The sequence below is a fragment of the Pseudomonas sp. IzPS59 genome (assembly GCF_014863505.1).
Classification (GTDB): domain Bacteria; phylum Pseudomonadota; class Gammaproteobacteria; order Pseudomonadales; family Pseudomonadaceae; genus Aquipseudomonas; species Aquipseudomonas kribbensis.
On the sequence record NZ_CP062251.1, the window covers coordinates 6,302,471 to 6,320,312 of the forward strand.

Consider the following 17,842-nt stretch of genomic DNA (forward strand, 5'->3'; position numbering starts at 1 on the left):
CGCCGGACGCCCAGCCAGTTCAATGCCCCGACGACTCCTTGTGGTTGTCGAGGGTTTCCAGCAGGGCCACCTGCATCCGCGTGTGCACCCGGATGAACCAGCGCCAGAGCAGCGCCGCCACGGCGGCCGCGACCACGGCGACCAGCACCAGCAACTTGTTGGTCGGCAGGATACTGGCCGACAAGGCTGCCAGCAGCAGGAAAATCACCAGCAGCGAGAGGATCGGGATCACTTCGGCGATCACCCGGCGCACTCGCTGTGTGTGACGTCCCGCCATCTCCGGCTTCACGCCCATCTCCGCCAGCAGCATCGACAGCGCCTTGAGCTTGCGATAGGCCGCAATCAGGAACGGCAGCGACAACAGCAACGCCCCACCCCAGATCAACGCCTTCTGCCAGCTCGGATCGCTGATCCAGTCCTGCAGCCAGGTCGAGAGACGCCCGGCAAAGAACGCGCCGGCAAAGAAGATCGCAATCACCAGCGCCAGGTTGACCCCGACCTGCAGCAGAATCCGCCGGATCATCGACGCCAGCATCGCGCCCTCACCCTGCGGCTGAATACTGCGCAGCCATTCGCCATACATCCCGAACACCCGACCAAGACGCTGCGGCATGGCGGCGGACAGCTTGATCGACAGCGGATCGGCGGCGCGGATCAGGTACGGCGTCAGCAACGTGGTGATGACCGAGACGGCCACGGCCACCGGATAGAGGAAGTTGCTGGTCACCTGCAGCGTCATGCCCAACGCGGCGATGATGAAGGAGAACTCACCAATCTGCGAAAGACCCATCCCGACCCGCAGTGAGGTGCGTCCGTCATTGCCGGCGATAAATGCCCCGAGGCCGCAGGACAACATCTTGCCCAGCACCACGGCGACGGTGATCACCGCAATCGGCCACGCGTATTGCAGAAGGATCATCGGATCGAGCATCAGGCCGATGGCAACGAAGAAGATCGCGCTGAACAGGTCGCGAACCGGCTCGATCAGACGCTCGATCTTCAGCAATTGCCGCGACTCGGCCATGATCGCGCCGATCAGAAACGCGCCGAGCACCATGCTGTACTCAAGCTTGACCACCAGCAGGCAGAAGCCGAAGCACAGCCCGAGCACGGTGATCAGCAGCATCTCGTTGCTTTCGAACTTCGCCACATAGGCCAGCAATCGCGGTACCAGCAGAATGCCGATGACCAGCGCGACGATCATGAACAACGAGAGCTTGCCGACCGTGGAGAACACTTCACCGGAACTCACCGTGCCACTGACTGCGATGCTCGACAGCAGGGCAATGATGCCGATGCCGAGAATGTCCTCGACGATCAACACGCCGAAGATCAACTGGGCGAAGCGCTCGTTCTTCATCTTCAGATCGTTGAGCGCCTTGACGATGATGGTGGTCGAGGAAATCGCCAGGATTGCGCCGAGAAACAGCGAATCCATGGTGTTCCAGTCGAACCAGCGGCCGATTTCGTAGCCGATCCAGATCATCAGGATGATTTCCAGGAACGCCGCGATGAACGCCGTGGCGCCGACCTTGAACAGTTTGCGCAGGCTGAACTCCAGGCCCAGACAGAACATCAGGAAAATCACCCCCAGCTCGGCGAGGGTCTTGATGGTTTCTTCGTCGTGGATCAGACCGAACGGCGGGGTGTGCGGGCCGATGATGAAGCCGGCGACGATGTAGCCGAGCACCACTGGCTGCTTGAAACGGTGGAACAGCACGGTCACCACGCCTGCGACCAACATGATCACTGCCAGATCCTGAATAAAGCTGATGGCATGCATGGCGTGGGCTCCTTGAATGACGATGCTCGCGGCAGGCGTCTGAAAACGTCTGGGCGAGCTGAGTAAAAATCCGCTTTAGGTGTAGGAATCGCCCTTGGGGTGGGCTTTTGCAGGGTAACACCGCGACTTACGGCTGAAAGGCGGTGCAATATATGGAAACAGATCGATCCGGGCGTGACGGCGGCCAGTTGCCCGGCGTCCCGATAACGGTGGTTTTGAAAAGCGACCAGGCACCCGCAGAGGTGCTTCTTCCAGCAACCCTGCCTTGACCCGTGAGAACGTTATGGAACCCGGAAACGCCCAGCTGTCGATGACGGTACTGATGACCCCCGACATGGCCAACTTCTCTGGCAATGTCCATGGCGGCACCCTGCTCAAATACCTCGACGAAGTGGCCTACGCCTGCGCGAGCCGCTACGCCGGCCGCTACGTGGTGACCCTGTCGGTGGATCAGGTGATTTTCCGCGAGCCGATCCATGTCGGCGAACTGGTGACCTTCCTGGCGTCGGTCAACTACACCGGCAACACCTCGATGGAAGTCGGCATCAAAGTGGTGACCGAGAACATCCGCGAGCGCTCGGTACGCCACACCAACAGCTGCTTCTTCACCATGGTTGCCGTGGACGATCAGCGCAAACCGGCCGCCGTGCCGCCGCTGCAACCGCAGAACAGCGAAGACAAACGCCGCTACATGCAGGCCCAGCAGCGCCGGCAGATTCGCCAGGAGCTGGAAAAGCGCTATCAGGAAATCAAGGGCGACGCCTGATCAGTCCTTCGATCTATGGCGCACTGTAGATAGCTTTCGCGAGCAAGCCCGCTCCCACAGGAGGAACGCATTCCAAATGTGGGAGCGGGCTTGCTCGCGAATGGGGGCAACGCGGTCTTACAGGCTGATCGACGTGGCCTCGAACTTCACTCGCGGATGCGCAATCCGGTCCTGCGCCCGCACCAGCTGCAGCTCGTAGCTGGCACAGGCCTGGGTTTCCAGCAGCACCTCATGCACCGCCGCTGCGGTGAATTCAAATGCCGCCACCAGACTGTCGCCGAGCAGCACCCTAGCCAGGAACAGGCCGGACGTCAGATCACCTACACCTACCGGCTGCCGCGGGAACGCCAGCAGCGGACGCCGCAAGTGCCAACTGCCCTCGGCCGTCACCAGCAGCATCTCGAAGCCATCCGCCGGTTTCCCCGGGTAATCCAGATGCTTTACCAGCACCGCTTTCGGCCCGCGCGCCAGCAGTGCCCGCGCCATCGCCAGGCAATCGAACAACGACTGCGGCTTGCGCCCGGAGAAGCTGTCCAGTTCCAGTTGATTCGGGCACATGAAGTCCGCCACCGCCGCCGCTTCGTCGAGCAGGAAGTCGCTGACTTCGGCCGGCACGCTGCAACCTTTCTCCGGATGGCCCATCACCGGGTCGCACAGGTACAGGGCTTTCGGATTGACCGCCTTGATCCGCTCGATGCCACTGAGAATGGCCCGGCCCTGGGCCGCACTGCCGAGATAGCCAGACAGCACCGCGTCGCAATTGCCCAACTCACCGATGGCGGCGATACCTTCAACCAGCTCCGGGATTCGCTGCGGCGCCAGCACTTCTCCGGCCCATTGGCCGTACTGGGTATGGTTGGAGAACTGCACGGTGTTGAGCGGCCAGACGTTGACCCCGACCCGCTGCATCGGAAAAACCGCAGCGCTGTTGCCGGCATGGCCGAAGACCACGTGGGACTGGATGGCGAGCAGATGAGGCGTACGTTTCATTCGGGTTTTTCCGTAAAACGATTGAAATTCAAGCCGCGCAGTATGCGACGAAACGCAGTCTGTACGACAGACCGGCGACGCAGTTAAGCTGATGCCAACTTTTGGAGTTTCTTGTTGATGCTGACCCTGGAAAACATTTTCGTGCTGATGCTGTTCGCCGTTGCCGGCGCGTGGCTTTGGCACAACCATGGCCTGCGCGAGCGGGCGCTGGAACGGGTCAAGCAGCATTGCGTGAATGTCGGCGTCGAACTGCTTGACGGCAACGTAGCGCTAAAGAAGATCGGTCTCATCAAGGATGCCAGCGGGCGTCGACGTCTGGCCCGGGTCTACAACTTCGAATTCACCGTGACCGGTGAAACCCGTCACAACGGCACCATCACCCAGTTCGGCCCCCATAGCGCGCAGATCGAACTGGCGCCCTACCCGGCACCGTTCGACGACACCCCGCCTGTGGTGGAAGTGGCCAGACCGAGCGCGCAAGTCATCGAACTGAGCCAGTGGCGCCAGGAACATACCAAGTGGAAGCCTTGAGTCAGGTCGCTTGAATCCGACAACCGGCCAATCCTGCCTGCAACTCATCGATCGCCTGCGGCTGGTCGAAAATCAGCTCGATCCGCGAATCCTTGCGCCATTCGCTGGGCTGCCAGTCCGGTTTGGCGTTATCCAGCGCATTGGCTGATTCCCAGCCAGTCTGACTGTGGATAACCAGCTTCGCCCGGCGCCAGTTCAGGGATTCCAGCCACTGAGTGATGCGAATCACGTCAAACGTCTGGCTTGGGTGCCAGCGCCAGCCGATGCTCCAACCGCCCTCCTGCGCCTGACTCAGGCAAATCGACGAAGCCGGATCGCTCCAGATGGCCGGCATCTGCGCCAGCCCTTTGGGCACGATCAACTTATCCACACCCGCTTGCGCTTGAGCCGCCACACCCGGCAACTCGCTTAAGGACAGCGACGCCTGCTGCGTCCAGATCAGTCTCACGGACGGCAACTGGCGGGCAATCTGCTCTCGCAGGGATTCATCGAGGTTTTCCGCCTTGTTCAATACCAGCAAACCGGCATTCGGGATTGCCTCCCGCTGCGCTGGCGGCAGTGTCTTGCCCGCCGCCAGTGCCTGGGCGTCCAGCACCAGAACACAGGGTTGAACGGCGAGAACACCTTGCCATGGCGCTTCGCTCAGTTGTTGCAGCAACTGCGCCGGATGTCCCAATCCGGAAGGCTCGATGAACAGGCGATCCGGCTGAGCCTTGCGCAATAGACGTCCCAACCCGATCTGAAACGGCGCACCGTTCACGCAACACAAACAGCCCCCGGCCACTTCGCCCAGTGCGATACCATCGGCGTCCTGGGTCAACAGTGCAGCGTCGAGGCCGATCTGGCCGAACTCGTTGATCAGCACTGCCCAGCGCTCACCGGCCGGTCGCTGCGCCATGAGCTGACGGATCAGGCTGGTCTTGCCGGCGCCCAAGGGGCCTGCGATGACGTGGGTAGGAATGTTCTGCAACATGATCAAGGTTTTCTGGAGGTCGGGAATGCGGTGGATGGGATGGACGTTGCTGTTGGCGCTGATGTCGGGCGAGGCGCTGGCCCAGGCCTGCGTGGTGCACAGCCAGGCAGAACGCCTCGACGTGAAGGTCTGCCAGCAGAACCGCAACATCCCGGAGAAGCTGTTCAATGACGGCTTCTGCCAACCCACGCTGGCGGGGCAAAAAGTCGACGTACAGTACGTCGATCAGTGCCCTGCCGGAGCGTTTGGCGTGTGCAGCAACGCGCAAGTCGCCAATATGCCTTATCGCCAGGATATCCACTATTACGGCGTGGCCACCGATGCGGCGTATTTGAAGCCGTACTGCGAGAGTCAAAACCAAGGCAACTGGCTCAAGCCTTGAGGCGTCAGCCCAGCCAGTCCAGGGTCAGCATCAGACGCCGCTCGCCCGGCGCCGGTTGTGGAGAGCGATGGATCAGCCCGAAACCTTCGTTGCCGTGCCACTTCTCCCCTTTGAGCAGCGCCACTTCACCGCTGACCAGTTGCTGAATCCGCGATTTTTCCTGCGGCTCGGCCAGCGCTTTTCCCAGTTGCTGGCGATCCATTTCCCCTTCCTTCAGCCACTCGCTGCCAGCGCCGGCGTAGGTGGTGATCAGCCGTATTGGCACATGATCGACGTGAAAACGCGGGCACATCGCCTTGTCCAGCACCCGCAGGCGCAGGCCGATCCGCCGTGCTCCGAGCAGGCAGGCGAAGGCGCCGACCAGCCATTTCAGGTCGGCGATAAAACCTTCGTAGCCTTCCAGGTCACGGAATCCGCTGGCCAGGCCGGTCAGGTCTGGTTCTGCGTCTTCGTCGTGCAATTCGAGGCTCAGCGCTTCGGCATAAGGCTCGTTGAGTGACAGCAATAACTTCGCAAAATCGGCGACATGCAGCGGTAGTTGCCGCTGCCAGACAGCGAGGTTTATTTCATCTTCCAAGATGCTCACCAGCGCTTGCGGGGTCGGGCCGAGCACTTGATGACGTGTTTTGCTTTGCAACGGTTTGAGGGCAAGCATCATGCGGCCTCGTCATGCCAGGGGCCGAACGGATCGGCCAGCAAGCGCCAGCCTTCTACACCAAGTGCCATCTCCGCATCGGTGAGCAGGCAATCGTCGAGGGCTGATTTGAGTTGTGCGAAATCGATGTTCTGGCCGATAAACACCAGCTCCTGACGACAGTCTCCTACGCTCGCGGTCCAGTTTTCCATGATCGCAGCGGTGCTTTCCTGATCCTGTGGCCACTGATTCTTCGGCACGAAACGCCACCAGCGCCCAGCGAAACCATGGCGCATCAAACCGCCGGCCTGCGACCAACTACCGGCATCCGTGGGTTTGCTCGCGAGCCAGAAGAAACCTTTCGAGCGCAGCAGCTTACCGTTCAGCCAGGGCCGATCGATGAAGTCGAAAAAACGCTGAGGGTGAAAGGGTCGGCGCGCGCGGTAAGCCGTGGACGCGATGCCGTATTCCTCGGTTTCCGGCACATGTTCGCCACGCAACTCCTGAAGCCAGCCCGGGGCGGTTGCGGCCCTGTCGAAGTCGAAGCGGTGGGTGTTGAGAATCTTCTCCAGCGGCACCTCGCCCATCACCATCGGGATGATTTCGGCGTTCGCGTTCAGCCGCTTGAGGATCGCCATCAGCTCTTCCCGTTCGCTGCTGCTGATCAGATCGATCTTGCTGATCAACAGAATGTCGGCGAATTCGATCTGTTCGATCAACAGATCGGTGATCGAACGCTCATCTTCTTCACCAAGGATTTCGCCACGGGAGGCCAGGCTTTCGGCGACCTGGAAATCGGGCAGGAAATTCAGGCCGTCGACTACAGTGACCATGGTGTCGAGGCGAGCGATGTCAGCGAGGCTTTGGCCCTGATCGTCGCGGAAGGTGAAGGTCTCGGCAATCGGCAGTGGCTCGGAAATGCCGGTGGATTCGATGAGCAGATAATCGAATCGGCCTTCCCGGGCCAGTTTGGCGACTTCTTCCAGAAGGTCTTCGCGTAACGTACAGCAGATACAGCCGTTACTCATCTCCACGAGTTTTTCTTCTGCGCGGTTCAGGTCGACATCACGCTGAACTTCGCTGCCATCAATGTTGATTTCACTCATATCGTTGACGATTACCGCCACACGCAGATCGTCTCTGTTACGTAGTACGTAATTCAAAAGTGTACTTTTTCCGGCGCCGAGAAAGCCGGATAAAACGGTCACGGGAAGCGGGGAAGACATGGGGTAAACCTCATCAAACGGTAGCTAAACGCAAGAAACGCTCTCGGCGGCAGGCGTTCTTGTGCTTCTACGAGATAGTCAGAGAAGCAGACGCTTGAAAACAGGAGCCACGGAAAGCCAGATCGAATTTATGTTATAGTATAACAATATTAAAGATCCACTTTCTTCTTGCCGGAAACGGCAAAGGGCCGGAAGCTGGAAACACTTCACCGTCGAGTGATCTCATGAAAACTGCGCTGAAATGCTCACTCTTTGGTCTCGCCTTGCTGACCTTCGATGCATGGGCACAAGTCCCGGGGCTCGCCAACTGCACGCGCAGCGCTAACCTGCTGGCGTGTGTCGATGCCAATGGCAACGCCTACAGCGTCAACACTGCCGGTAAAACGATTTATCTGCGGGGTTTCGAGAAGATCGGCCAACGTTATTGGGCGCAAACCAACAGCATTTACGGACAGCTGACGTTCTTCACCGGAATCGCCTCCGACGGCGAGACTTGGGTCGGTTACAACCGCCGGGTGGGCTGGACGACGATCAACCGCTTCTCCAGCTCCGGCGGAAGCACCGGAAAGTTCACTTGCAGCCGACTCACGGGCTGCTAGACACGCGCTTGTTGCTGCTCCTGCTGCCAGGCGATGTAGCTGTCGGCCGGTGGATTTTTCTGGAAATAGCGCTGCAATCCTTCAAACAATCCGTCAGCAACCGCTTGCTGATGGCGTGCAGTGACCAGCCGCTGACTGTCCCGCGCGTTGGAGATGAACCCGGTTTCCACCAGAATCGAAGGCACATCGGGTGACTTCAGCACCGCAAACCCTGCTTGTTCCACACGCTTTTGATGCAGCGTGGTGATGCCCGCCAGACTTCCCAGGACCGTGCTGCCCAACTGCAAACTGGCGGCGATGGTGGCATTCATCGACATATCGAGGATCACTCCGGCGAGCATCGGGTCCTTATCCTTCAGATTCAGCAGGCTGGTTGCACCGAGCAGATCTGCACCGTTTTCCCGTTGCGCCATGAAGCGTGCAGTAGCCGACGTCGCGCCACCTTCAGACAGGCAATACACCGAAGCGCCCGAAGCGGTAAGACGCGGTGCGGCATCTGCGTGCACCGAAATGAACATGTCGGCCTTGTGCTGGCGGGCAATATCGACCCGTTTTCGGAGCGGAACGAAGAAATCGTCATTGCGCACAAGCTTCACATCGAAACCCTTTTCCCGCTTCAGACGACGCGCAAGCAGCTGTGAAATGGAGAGCACAACGTCTTTCTCACGCTCGCCTTTTGCACCCACTGCGCCAGGATCTTTACCGCCATGACCGGGGTCGACCACGACAATAATGTCTCGTTTTGGATGATTGGTTTTCCCCGGTGTTTCACGTGGAACGCTTGGCGTTGCCACTTTTGAATCGCTTAAAAGATCCAGAACCAGACGATGTCCTTGTCCATCCTGAGGCGCAAGCAGGAAGGTATTGAGCTGAACCGGGCGATTCAAATCCAGAACGATTCGGGTATCACCCTTCCCAAAATGTCCGGAGCGGATGCTGCGAATGACCGTTTCGCTGAGCGCCAATTGACTGAAATCGCCACTCAAGCTGGCACCACTCAGATCAATGATCAGACGATCCGGCGCACTCAACGTGAATGTCTTGTAGCTCACTGGTCCGCTCAAATCGAAGACCAGCCGAAGCTTGTCATCCGACCGCCAGAGGCGTGCATTGCGAATTTGTGTAGCGCTGACACTGAATGGAAAAGCCAGGGCGGCGCTGGCTAACATCAGGTTAAGCAAATGGCGTCTGTGCATATGAAAGCCCGTTCATGAAAAAGGCATCGTGATTTGAATTGTTATAATGTAACATCAAATTCAATCAACACGATGGTACTGAACATGAATGCGCTGACGCTGCCGGATATCGCCGCGCAAGCCGCCCGCCAAGCCTTGCCGCTTGATTGGGTGGGGATGCGTGGCATCGCTTTACCTGTATTTATCGAGGGCCAACGCCTGGCAGCAAAAGCCGATGCGGGTGTCAGCCTCGATGACGGCGAAGCCCGTGGCATTCACATGTCACGGTTGTATCTGGCGCTGGAAATGCTCGAACAGCAAAACCTCACTCCCGCACTTTTGCAGCAGGTTTTGCAGCGTTTTATCGACAGCCATGAAGGCCTGGCTAACTCCGCCTATTTGAATATCCATACTGATTTGCTGCTCAGAAGACCCGCTTTGGTAAGCCCGTTGGCAGGATGGAAAACCTATCCGGTGACCATTGCAGCCACTCTGAAAAACGCAGTGTTCCACGTGGAACTCAACATTGAAGTGGCGTACTCCTCGACTTGCCCCTGCTCTGCTGCTCTGGCAAGGCAATTGATCCAGCAGCAATTCGTTGACGATTTCGCCAACAAGCCGTTGCAACATGCCGAGGTTCTGGCCTGGCTGGGCTCGACTCAAGGGATCATCGCAACTCCCCACAGCCAGCGCAGCACTGCACAACTGCATCTGCACCTGGATGAATTCGTCGATGGCTTACCGCTGACCTCGACCATCAACGATGCCGAAGCGGCCCTCGGCACCGCCGTGCAAACCGCCGTAAAGCGCGCCGACGAACAAGCCTTCGCCCTCGCCAATGGCCAGAACCTGATGTTCTGCGAGGACGCCGCACGACGTCTGAATCTGGCATTGCGTCGTTCACCCGGCATCCGCGAGTTCCACCTGCGAGTGATCCATGCAGAAAGCCTCCACGCCCACGATGCAGTCGCTGAAAGTCACTGGCGCCGGGAGACCGCATGATCCGCCTGCAGTCTTTGAGTTGGGGCGCACCCGGCCAACCGCTCACGCCACCGCTGAGTCTTCAATTGGAACGCGGCAGCCTGACCGCCATCATCGGCGTGAACGGCAGCGGCAAAAGTAGCCTGCTGAAAGTCATCGCCGGACTACAGAGGCCTTTGGCCGGCGCTGTTGCGTTAGGCGTCCCTCGTCAAAGTGGTTTGTCATTCCTCCCCCAGCAACAGCACCTGGACCGCCAATTCCCGATCAGCCTTCAAGAACTGGTCGCCGCCGGTTTCTGGGGACGCCGACTATCAACCCAGCTGCGCGCACAACGGCTGACTCAGGCGCTTGACGACTGGCACTTGAGCGGCCTGGAACAGCGCCCATTAATGGCCCTCTCCGGCGGCGAACTGCAACGCGCCCTGCTCGCTCGATTGAGTCTGGCCGACACGCCTTTGCTGCTGCTAGACGAACCCCATGCCGCCCTCGATGAATTGGGCCAGGCGTTGCTCTGGCAACACCTGCACACCTGGCATGCGCAAGGGCGGACGCTGGTCATGGTTTGCCACGACCTCGCCGCCGTCCGCCAACATATTCCACAAACGCTGCTGATCAAAAACAGCGGCTGCGTGTTCGGCCCCAGTGTCGAACTGATCCAGCAAACACCCAACGTGCAGGTGGCCTGATGCTCAGCGCCGCGCATTTCTGGCAACCGTTCCTGGAGTTCGTGTTCATGCGCCGGGCACTGCTCGGCGGTTTGCTGCTGGCATGCAGCACCGCTCCATTGGGCGTGTTCCTTATCCTGCGACGCATGAGCCTGATCGGTGACGCCGTCGCCCACGGCATCCTTCCCGGAGCGGCACTCGGCTTCTGGTTTGCCGGCCTGAGTCTTCCCGCGCTGACCCTTGGCGGCCTCGGAGCCGGCCTGAGCATGGCCGGACTCGCCGCCTGGATCACCCGCCGAACCGGCCTGCGTGAGGATGCCAGCCTCGCCGCGATCTACCCGATCTCCCTGGCCAGTGGCGTGCTGATTCTGGGCATCGCCGGCAAACGTCTCGACCTGCTGCACTTACTGTTCGGTTCGGCACTGGCAGTCGACGGTCCCACCCTGAATGGAATGTTGGGCGTGTCGCTGCTAAGCCTGATGGCCATGGCACTGATCTACCGCCCACTCCTGCTCGACACCCTCGATCCACTCTTCCTGCGCACCGTCAGCCGACTCGGCCCGATCGCCCACGGCGTTTTCCTGACGCTGGTGGTACTCAACCTGGTCATCGGATTCCAGGCCATCGGCGCACTGATGGTGGTCGGCCTGATGATGCTGCCCGCCGCCGCTTCTCGATTCTGGAGCCGGCGCCTGCCGATCCTGATCGCCATCGCCGCCGTGATCGGTTGCCTGTCGGTATGGCTCGGTCTGTTGCTGTCGTTTTACTACTCGCTGCCCAGCGGTCCGGCCATCGTGCTGGTCGCGGGCATCGGTTACCTGTTGTCCGTGGTGCTCGGGCCGGTTCATGGCCTGCTGCGCCGCCCGCCTTTGCTCACATCCCAATGAGGTGTTTCCCGATGCGCGCTCTACTTGTGTTGTTCAGCCTGATGCTGTCGATGTCATTGTCGGCGGCGGAGAAACTGCCGGTGGTCACCAGTTTCAGCATCCTAGCCGATATGGTGCATCAGGTCGGCGGCGAGCATATCCAGATCACCAACATGGTCGGCCCGGACGCTGACGCCCACACCTACGAGCCGACGCCGGACGATGCCAAGGCACTTCTGAAAGCGAAACTGATCGTGAAAAACGGACTGGGTTTCGAGCCATGGCTGGATCGACTGGTGACCAGCACCGACACAAAAGCCACAGTCATCAGCGCCAGCCACGGCGTAATCCCCCGCTCTCTGGATGAAGACGGCGAGGCCGTTCCCGACCCTCACGCCTGGCACAACCTGGCCAACACCGAGTTGTATGTCGCCAACATCACCAAGGCTCTGATCGCCGCCGACCCGGCGAACAAAGCTGACTACGAACGCAACAGCAAGGCCTATCTGAAACAGATCTACGCCCTCCTCGCCGAAGCCAAGGCCAAGCTCGGTTCCCTGCCGCCGGGCAATCGCAAGATCGTCACCAGCCACGACGCCTTCGGTTATCTCGGCCAAGCCTATGGAATCGATTTCATGGCACCGCAAGGTCTGTCCACCGAACGCGAACCTTCCGCCGCCGAAGTCGCCGCGCTGATCACCCAGATCCGTCAGGCCAAGGTCAAAGCGGTGTTCATGGAAAACATCAAGGACGCACGCCTGCTCAAACAGATCGCCGACGAAAGCGGCGCGCACATCGGTGGCACGCTGTACTCCGATGCCCTCGCCGCATCGGGTCCGGCCAGCACCTTCACCGGCCTGTTCGAATACAACCTCAACACCCTTTACGACGCCCTGAGCCAACCATGATCCGCAAAAATCCTTCCGGCGATCTGCCGCAAATTGCCGAGTCTGCCTACGTCGACAAAACCGCGATCATCTGCGGCAAAGTGGTGATCGGCGAAAATGTGTTCGTCGGCCCCTACGCGGTCATTCGCGCCGATGAAGTGGACGCCTCGGGCGAGATGGAGCCGATCACCATCGGCGCCAACTCGAACATCCAGGACGGTGTGGTGATTCACTCCAAGTCCGGCGCAGCGGTGACCATCGGCCAGTTCAGCTCCATCGCCCACCGCTCGATCGTGCATGGGCCATGCAAGGTCGGCGACCGGGTGTTCATCGGCTTCAACAGCGTGCTGTTCAATTGCGTGGTGGGCAACGGTTGCGTGGTGCGGCACAACTCGGTGGTCGATGGCCGGGATCTGCCGGATGCGTTTTATGTGCCCTCCACCACCCGCATCGGGCCGAATACCGACCTCTCGCAATTCCCGCCGGTGAGCGTCAGCGCCTCGGAGTTTTCCGAAGACGTGGCGCGCACCAACGTCGATCTGGTGCGCGGCTACAAAGCCCTGCAGAACGAGTTCTGAACCATGAACAGTGTGCTGATTCGCAATGCGCGCCTGGTTGATGACGGGCATGAGTTCTACGCCGATCTGCTGGTCAGCCACGGTCGCATCGTCAAGATCGGCCGCAGCATCTTCGGAGAAAACGCCACACTGGAAATCGACGCCAACGGCCAATGGCTGCTGCCGGGAATGATCGACGACCAGGTGCATTTCCGTGAGCCGGGCTCGCCAACCAAAGGCAGCATCTACACCGAATCCCGCGCGGCCGTGGCCGGTGGCATCACCAGCTTCATGGACATGCCCAACACCAATCCGGCCACCCTCACCCTCGAAGCGCTGGCTGACAAAAAGCGTCGGGCGGCGATCAACTCGGTGGCCAACTACGGCTTTCACTTCGGCGTCAGTCACGACAACCTGGACACCGTCGCGGCACTCAACCCGAGTGAGGTGGCCGGGGTCAAAGTGTTCATGGGCGCGTCGACCGGCAACATGCTGGTGGATGACCCCAGGACGCTGGAGCGATTGTTCGCCGAGGTGCCAACGATTCTGCTGGCCCATTGCGAACACACGCCGAGCATCGAGGCCAACACCGCCAGGCTGCGCGAGCAGTTCGGCGAACATCTCCCTCCCGACGCCCATGCGCTGATCCGCAATGCCGAGGCCTGCTATCGCTCCTCTTCGCTGGCGGTAGATCTCGCCAAACGCCATGGCACTCGCCTGCACGTGCTGCACCTGACCACCGCCCGGGAGCTGGAGCTGTTCGAGGACAAACCGCTGGCGCACAAACGCATCACGGCGGAAGTCTGCCTGCATCACCTGCTGTTCGATGATCGCGACTACCCGAACTTCGGCAACCAGATCAAATGCAACCCGGCGATCAAAAGCCAGGCTGATCGCGATGCCCTGCGGCTGGCCTTGTTGAGCAATCGTCTGGACGTGATCGGCAGCGATCACGCCCCGCATACCTGGGCGGAGAAACAGCTGTCGTATGCCCAGGCACCGTCCGGCCTGCCGCTGGTGCAACATGCGTTGCCGGCGTTGCTGGAACTGGTAGCGGATGGCGTGCTGCCGATCACCACGCTGGTGGCGAAGACCAGTCACCGGGTAGCGGATCTGTTTGCCATTCCGGATCGTGGTTATCTGAGGGAGGGTTATTGGGCGGATCTGGTATTGATTCAGCCAGAACCGGAGGGTGTCGCGGTATCACGTCAACCGGTCCTGTCGCAGTGCGGATGGACGCCGTTTGCCCGTCACAGCTTTCGCCATCGGGTGAGTACGACGATTGTGTCGGGACAGGTCGCGTGGCACGGCAATCGCCTGCATGACGGGTGTCAGGGATTGCCGTTGCGCTTCATGCGCTAGAAAAAAACCGCCCCACATTGTTGTGGGGCGGTTTCGGTTTTCAGGCTCTTGGTTTGACAGTGCCGCAATCCTGACCCAGCCACACGGCACGGGTTTCCAGGCTGCCCTTCTGGTTGATCCCGATGGCATTGAACGTGCCGTTGGCGATGGTGGTGAATTCACGATCGCTGACGAACGTAGCCACACCGGTACCCGAGGCTCGCGGGCAGCTGAAACGGAATTTCCACTGGTTGCCGTTACGCTCGGTGATCTGCTGCTTGCAACCCGACTGAGGGTCCGCCAGCGGAATATCGTTGGTCGCCACTTGCTGCGGGGTGAGACAGGCACGAATGCCCTTGCCGCCAATGTTGATCCCCTGCTTCTCCAGCTCTGCCCTCTGTTGCGGGGTGATCTGGCCCTGAATCTGGCCGAGGATCGATTGCACGTCCATGGCCTGATCATCGACCTTCACATTGCTCGATGTCATTTCCCACAACCCCGGCTGCAGCATTTGTGCCTGAGCCACCAACGGCAAGGCCAACCCCAGACCCAGCGCCAAACCCAGCAGACGAACGTTCATTGCAAAACTCCTGATCAGTAGTGGCCGTTAGACGCCGGCCGCTTGTTTCGGTTCATGGCCTGCTTTCATGGCTAAAAAGAAAATAGCGACAACCGCAAAGGAACATGGTCTGTTAAGCATTGAATCTTCAGGAGCAAGGTTGCCCCATGGATTATTTTGGACCGCACATCTTCGGTTATCTGATCGCGCTGATACATAGCCTGGGCACAATTGCCGCCATCCATGCGGTGCTGACCGTCCGCACGGCGCAAGGCGCGATCGCCTGGGCGCTGTCGCTGATCTTCATTCCCTATCTCACCCTGATCCCCTATCTAGTGTTCGGTCGCAGCACCTTCGACGGTTATATCAAGGCCCGACGTCAGGCCAACGAACAAATGCGCCAGGCCGTTTCCGAACTCAACTGGCGCCCCTGGGTAGAAGAAGCCCTGACCGCTCGCGCCTCGAATGCCTACGACTCGCTGCGGGCGATGCCGAAGCTGGGTCGCATGCCATGCCTGGCCAACAATGAAGTGCAATTGCTGATCAACGGCACTGCCACCTTCGAAGGGATTTTCCACGCAATCAGCCAGGCTCGGGAAGCCGTGCTGATTCAGTTTTTCATCATTCACGACGATCGCCTGGGCCAGCGCCTGCGCGAACTGCTGCTGAAGAAAGCCGCCGAAGGTGTCGCGATACATCTGCTGTACGACCGCATCGGCAGCCACGCCCTGCCCCACAGCTACGTGCAGGAATTGCGTGACGGCGGTGTCGAGGTCAAGGCGTTCGCCACCCGTAGCGGCTGGCTCAATCGCTTCCAGGTGAATTTTCGCAACCACCGCAAGATCGTCGTGGTCGACGGGTTGATCGGCTTTGTTGGCGGACATAACGTCGGCGACGAGTACATGGGCGAAAAACCACCATTGGCGCCATGGCGCGATACTCATGTGCAAGTGCGAGGGCCGGTGGTTGCCTGCATGCAGGAGTCATTTGCCGAGGACTGGTTCTGGGCTGCCCGTACGCTGCCCCCACTGATCCTGCCGGAGGTTTACCCGGAAGACGGCGTGCTCTGCCAACTGCTGGCCAGCGGCCCGGCGGATGCCTACGAGACCTGCTCGCTGTTCTTCGTCGAAGCCATCCATGCCGCCACCGAACGCGTATGGATCACCAGCCCCTACTTCATCCCCGACGAAGCCGTTTTCGCGGCACTGCGCCTCGCGGTCCTGCGCGGTGTCGATGTTCGATTGCTGCTGCCGTCGCGCCCCGATCACCGCATCGTTTACGCCGCATCGAGCCTTTACGCGTTCGAAGCGGTGCGCGCCGGGGTGCGGGTGTTCCGCTACGAACCGGGTTTCCTGCATCAGAAAGTGGTGTTGGTCGACAGCGAAATCAGCGCCATCGGCAGCGCCAATCTGGACAACCGTTCGTTCCGGCTGAATTTCGAAGTGATGTTGCTGACGGTCGACAGTGAATTCGCCGGCCACGTGGAACAGATGCTCAACGACGACTTTGCCCAGGCCTACGAAATTGCCAAAGAAGAAGGCCGGGAGATCCACCGCCTGCAACAGCTCGGCATGCGGATCGCCCGGCTGATTTCACCGATTCTCTAGCTCAAGGGTTGTAGATGTCGTCACGGGTCCACGGCAGTTCATGGCTGCCATCGGCGTGGGCCTTCACCGCGAGAATCTGGTGCAGATTGATCCAGCCACGGGCAAACGCGTAGGCGCAACCGGCCAGGTACAGGCGCCAGATACGCAGGGCCTGATCCGGCACCAGTTTGCCGGCGGCTTCGAGGTTGTCTTCCAGTCGTTCGCTCCAGTGGTCCAGCGTGCGCGCGTAATGCAGACGCAGGCTCTCGACATCGACGATCTCCAGACCGGCCTCGCTGATCTCGGCCGAGATCATCGCCAGGTGCGGCAGTTCGCCGTTGGGGAACACGTATTTCTCGATGAAGTCGCCGGCACCGCGTCCCACCGGACGGCCATCGGTGTGCTTGGCGGTGATGCCGTGGTTCATCACCAGACCGCCCTCTTTCACCGCGCCGAACAAGGTCTTGCAGTACTCGGCCAGATTGGCGTGGCCCACGTGCTCGAACATGCCGACGCTCACCACTTTGTCGAACCGCCCGTCCTGCGGCAGATCGCGGTAATCGAGCAGTTGCAGTTCGACCTGGTCTTCCAGGCCTTCGGCTTTGACTCGCTCCCGAGCCAGCGCCAGTTGTTCCTTGCTCAGGGTGATACCGAACACCTTGGCACCGAACTCACGGGCGGCGTAACGCGCCAGACCGCCCCAGCCGCAGCCGACGTCCAGCAGGTAATCGCCCGGTTGCAAACGCAGCTTGCGACACAGGTGCCGGAACTTGGCCTGTTGCGCCTGCTCCAGGGTCTCGCTGCCGGTTTCGAAATAGGCGCAGGAATACGCCATGTCGCTGTCCAGCCAGAGCTGATAGAACGCGTTGGACAGGTCGTAGTGATAGGAAATGGCTTTGGCGTCGGTTTCCTTGTCGTGCACGGTTCGCACCGGCTGACTGTCTTCATCTTCATCGAGCAACGCCGTGCTCAATTCGTCGCAAACCCGGATGACCTCGCTGATCGAGCCCTCGAGTTCGAGTTTGCCCTCGACGAACGCCGCCCCCAGCGCGTCGAGACTTGGATGGGTCAACTGGGACACCATCAACGGGTCCTTGACCACGATGGTGACGCTGGGCGTCGGGCCCAGATTGAATTCATGGCCGTCCCAGAGTCGCAGGCGAAGCGGAAGCTGCAGATTCTGTAAGGCCGGTGGAAGTTGCGCGAGCATGGAATATCCCCCTGGTTTCAGACGTCTGATCTGAGGGTAGACCATCCTTGAAAATTAGCAGGCTATCGATTCGATAGTCGCCACCTATCAGCCAAATCGGCCGTAACGGCACCGATCTCCGTGCTTCAGTG

The 17,842-nt window shown here is 60.0% G+C and carries 19 protein-coding genes; 11 read left to right on the top strand and 8 right to left on the bottom strand.

Translation table 11 applies throughout. The annotated features are described in order from the left end of the window. Positions 1–19: 19 nt before the first annotated feature. Positions 20–1,783, bottom strand: coding sequence for a cation:proton antiporter (locus tag IF189_RS28430; RefSeq protein ID WP_085708788.1), 1,764 nt, complete (start codon positions 1,781–1,783; stop codon positions 20–22). A gap of 283 nt (positions 1,784–2,066) precedes the next feature. On the opposite strand from IF189_RS28430, the gene IF189_RS28435 reads away from it, so the two are divergent. Then, the gene (locus tag IF189_RS28435) at positions 2,067–2,549 is read left to right on the top strand and encodes an acyl-CoA thioesterase (RefSeq protein ID WP_003229693.1); all 483 of its coding nucleotides are present in this window, start codon (positions 2,067–2,069) and stop codon (positions 2,547–2,549) included. Between the two features lie 117 nt (positions 2,550–2,666). Here IF189_RS28435 and pdxY read toward each other — a convergent pair whose 3' ends face one another. Then, positions 2,667–3,539 (bottom strand): pyridoxal kinase PdxY, encoded by an 873-nt coding sequence (gene pdxY, locus IF189_RS28440; protein ID WP_134828555.1) that lies wholly within the window; start codon positions 3,537–3,539, stop codon positions 2,667–2,669. Positions 3,540–3,656: 117 nt separating this feature from the next. Between pdxY and IF189_RS28445 the strand changes: the two genes are divergently transcribed. Beyond that, the gene (locus IF189_RS28445) at positions 3,657–4,070 is read left to right on the top strand and encodes a DUF3301 domain-containing protein (protein WP_085708786.1); all 414 of its coding nucleotides are present in this window, start codon (positions 3,657–3,659) and stop codon (positions 4,068–4,070) included. Between the two features lies 1 nt (position 4,071). Here the strand turns inward: IF189_RS28445 and IF189_RS28450 are convergent, their stop codons facing one another. Beyond that, on the bottom strand, positions 4,072–5,043 hold the full coding sequence (locus IF189_RS28450) for a CobW family GTP-binding protein (RefSeq protein ID WP_134828556.1): 972 nt from the start codon (positions 5,041–5,043) through the stop codon (positions 4,072–4,074). Positions 5,044–5,068: 25 nt separating this feature from the next. On the opposite strand from IF189_RS28450, the gene IF189_RS28455 reads away from it, so the two are divergent. Continuing rightward, positions 5,069–5,425, top strand: a complete 357-nt coding sequence (locus IF189_RS28455) for an NADH:ubiquinone oxidoreductase (RefSeq protein ID WP_134828557.1) — start codon at positions 5,069–5,071, stop codon at positions 5,423–5,425. 4 nt (positions 5,426–5,429) lie between these two features. Here the strand turns inward: IF189_RS28455 and IF189_RS28460 are convergent, their stop codons facing one another. Together IF189_RS28460 and zigA are read right to left on the bottom strand one after the other, a co-directional pair. Further along, on the bottom strand, positions 5,430–6,080 hold the full coding sequence (locus IF189_RS28460) for a DUF1826 domain-containing protein (protein ID WP_134828558.1): 651 nt from the start codon (positions 6,078–6,080) through the stop codon (positions 5,430–5,432). Next, positions 6,080–7,285 carry a zinc metallochaperone GTPase ZigA gene (gene zigA / locus IF189_RS28465; RefSeq protein ID WP_192552607.1) on the bottom strand — a complete coding sequence of 402 codons (1,206 nt, stop codon included), beginning with the start codon at positions 7,283–7,285 and terminating at the stop codon, positions 6,080–6,082. The genes IF189_RS28460 and zigA overlap by 1 nt, the downstream gene beginning before the upstream one ends. A 224-nt stretch (positions 7,286–7,509) precedes the next feature. On the opposite strand from zigA, the gene IF189_RS28470 reads away from it, so the two are divergent. Continuing rightward, positions 7,510–7,884, top strand: a complete 375-nt coding sequence (locus IF189_RS28470; RefSeq protein WP_134828559.1) for a glutamine synthetase — start codon at positions 7,510–7,512, stop codon at positions 7,882–7,884. Here IF189_RS28470 and IF189_RS28475 read toward each other — a convergent pair. After that, the gene (locus IF189_RS28475; RefSeq protein ID WP_192552608.1) at positions 7,881–9,080 is read right to left on the bottom strand and encodes an N-acetylmuramoyl-L-alanine amidase; all 1,200 of its coding nucleotides are present in this window, start codon (positions 9,078–9,080) and stop codon (positions 7,881–7,883) included. The genes IF189_RS28470 and IF189_RS28475 overlap by 4 nt on opposite strands. 84 nt (positions 9,081–9,164) lie before the next feature. Between IF189_RS28475 and folE2 the strand changes: the two genes are divergently transcribed. From folE2 to IF189_RS28505, 6 genes are read left to right on the top strand one after another with little or no spacing between them, the layout of a single operon-like run. Continuing rightward, on the top strand, positions 9,165–10,061 hold the full coding sequence (gene folE2 / locus IF189_RS28480) for a GTP cyclohydrolase FolE2 (protein ID WP_192552609.1): 897 nt from the start codon (positions 9,165–9,167) through the stop codon (positions 10,059–10,061). Further along, complete coding sequence (locus IF189_RS28485) at positions 10,058–10,726, top strand: metal ABC transporter ATP-binding protein (protein WP_134828561.1); 669 nt, start codon at positions 10,058–10,060, stop codon at positions 10,724–10,726. The genes folE2 and IF189_RS28485 overlap by 4 nt, the downstream gene beginning before the upstream one ends. Beyond that, positions 10,726–11,592: a metal ABC transporter permease gene (locus tag IF189_RS28490; RefSeq protein WP_134828562.1), complete on the top strand. Its 867-nt coding sequence runs from the start codon at positions 10,726–10,728 to the stop codon at positions 11,590–11,592. The genes IF189_RS28485 and IF189_RS28490 overlap by 1 nt, the downstream gene beginning before the upstream one ends. Positions 11,593–11,603: 11 nt before the next feature. Further along, the gene (locus IF189_RS28495; RefSeq protein ID WP_134828563.1) at positions 11,604–12,479 is read left to right on the top strand and encodes a metal ABC transporter substrate-binding protein; all 876 of its coding nucleotides are present in this window, start codon (positions 11,604–11,606) and stop codon (positions 12,477–12,479) included. Further along, a complete protein-coding gene (locus IF189_RS28500; RefSeq protein ID WP_134828564.1) occupies positions 12,476–13,036 on the top strand; it encodes a carbonate dehydratase in 561 nt (186 codons plus the stop codon). Before IF189_RS28495 ends, IF189_RS28500 begins: the two co-directional genes overlap by 4 nt. Positions 13,037–13,039: 3 nt before the next feature. Beyond that, complete coding sequence (locus IF189_RS28505) at positions 13,040–14,377, top strand: dihydroorotase (RefSeq protein WP_134828565.1); 1,338 nt, start codon at positions 13,040–13,042, stop codon at positions 14,375–14,377. A gap of 40 nt (positions 14,378–14,417) precedes the next feature. On the opposite strand, the gene IF189_RS28510 is transcribed toward IF189_RS28505, so the two are convergent. Continuing rightward, on the bottom strand, positions 14,418–14,936 hold the full coding sequence (locus tag IF189_RS28510; protein ID WP_085708773.1) for a DUF3617 domain-containing protein: 519 nt from the start codon (positions 14,934–14,936) through the stop codon (positions 14,418–14,420). Positions 14,937–15,082: 146 nt separating this feature from the next. Here IF189_RS28510 and cls point away from each other — a divergent pair, with 146 nt between their 5' ends. Next, complete coding sequence (cls, locus tag IF189_RS28515) at positions 15,083–16,522, top strand: cardiolipin synthase (protein ID WP_192552610.1); 1,440 nt, start codon at positions 15,083–15,085, stop codon at positions 16,520–16,522. Position 16,523: 1 nt separating this feature from the next. Here cls and cfaB read toward each other — a convergent pair whose 3' ends face one another. Further along, positions 16,524–17,711, bottom strand: a complete 1,188-nt coding sequence (cfaB, locus tag IF189_RS28520; protein ID WP_085708771.1) for a C17 cyclopropane fatty acid synthase CfaB — start codon at positions 17,709–17,711, stop codon at positions 16,524–16,526. Positions 17,712–17,842 lie beyond the last annotated feature (131 nt).

Bases quoted from the DNA above. Each gene is read 5' to 3' on its own strand.
- IF189_RS28430 (WP_085708788.1), bottom strand. From the start codon at position 1,783: ATGCATGCCATCAGCTTTATTCAGGATCTGGCAGTGATCATGTTGGTC.
- IF189_RS28435 (WP_003229693.1), top strand. From the start codon at position 2,067: ATGGAACCCGGAAACGCCCAGCTGTCGATGACGGTACTGATGACCCCC.
- pdxY (WP_134828555.1), bottom strand. From the start codon at position 3,539: ATGAAACGTACGCCTCATCTGCTCGCCATCCAGTCCCACGTGGTCTTC.
- IF189_RS28445 (WP_085708786.1), top strand. From the start codon at position 3,657: ATGCTGACCCTGGAAAACATTTTCGTGCTGATGCTGTTCGCCGTTGCC.
- IF189_RS28450 (WP_134828556.1), bottom strand. From the start codon at position 5,043: ATGTTGCAGAACATTCCTACCCACGTCATCGCAGGCCCCTTGGGCGCC.
- IF189_RS28455 (WP_134828557.1), top strand. From the start codon at position 5,069: ATGCGGTGGATGGGATGGACGTTGCTGTTGGCGCTGATGTCGGGCGAG.
- IF189_RS28460 (WP_134828558.1), bottom strand. From the start codon at position 6,080: ATGCTTGCCCTCAAACCGTTGCAAAGCAAAACACGTCATCAAGTGCTC.
- zigA (WP_192552607.1), bottom strand. From the start codon at position 7,285: ATGTCTTCCCCGCTTCCCGTGACCGTTTTATCCGGCTTTCTCGGCGCC.
- IF189_RS28470 (WP_134828559.1), top strand. From the start codon at position 7,510: ATGAAAACTGCGCTGAAATGCTCACTCTTTGGTCTCGCCTTGCTGACC.
- IF189_RS28475 (WP_192552608.1), bottom strand. From the start codon at position 9,080: ATGCACAGACGCCATTTGCTTAACCTGATGTTAGCCAGCGCCGCCCTG.
- folE2 (WP_192552609.1), top strand. From the start codon at position 9,165: ATGAATGCGCTGACGCTGCCGGATATCGCCGCGCAAGCCGCCCGCCAA.
- IF189_RS28485 (WP_134828561.1), top strand. From the start codon at position 10,058: ATGATCCGCCTGCAGTCTTTGAGTTGGGGCGCACCCGGCCAACCGCTC.
- IF189_RS28490 (WP_134828562.1), top strand. From the start codon at position 10,726: ATGCTCAGCGCCGCGCATTTCTGGCAACCGTTCCTGGAGTTCGTGTTC.
- IF189_RS28495 (WP_134828563.1), top strand. From the start codon at position 11,604: ATGCGCGCTCTACTTGTGTTGTTCAGCCTGATGCTGTCGATGTCATTG.
- IF189_RS28500 (WP_134828564.1), top strand. From the start codon at position 12,476: ATGATCCGCAAAAATCCTTCCGGCGATCTGCCGCAAATTGCCGAGTCT.
- IF189_RS28505 (WP_134828565.1), top strand. From the start codon at position 13,040: ATGAACAGTGTGCTGATTCGCAATGCGCGCCTGGTTGATGACGGGCAT.
- IF189_RS28510 (WP_085708773.1), bottom strand. From the start codon at position 14,936: ATGAACGTTCGTCTGCTGGGTTTGGCGCTGGGTCTGGGGTTGGCCTTG.
- cls (WP_192552610.1), top strand. From the start codon at position 15,083: ATGGATTATTTTGGACCGCACATCTTCGGTTATCTGATCGCGCTGATA.
- cfaB (WP_085708771.1), bottom strand. From the start codon at position 17,711: ATGCTCGCGCAACTTCCACCGGCCTTACAGAATCTGCAGCTTCCGCTT.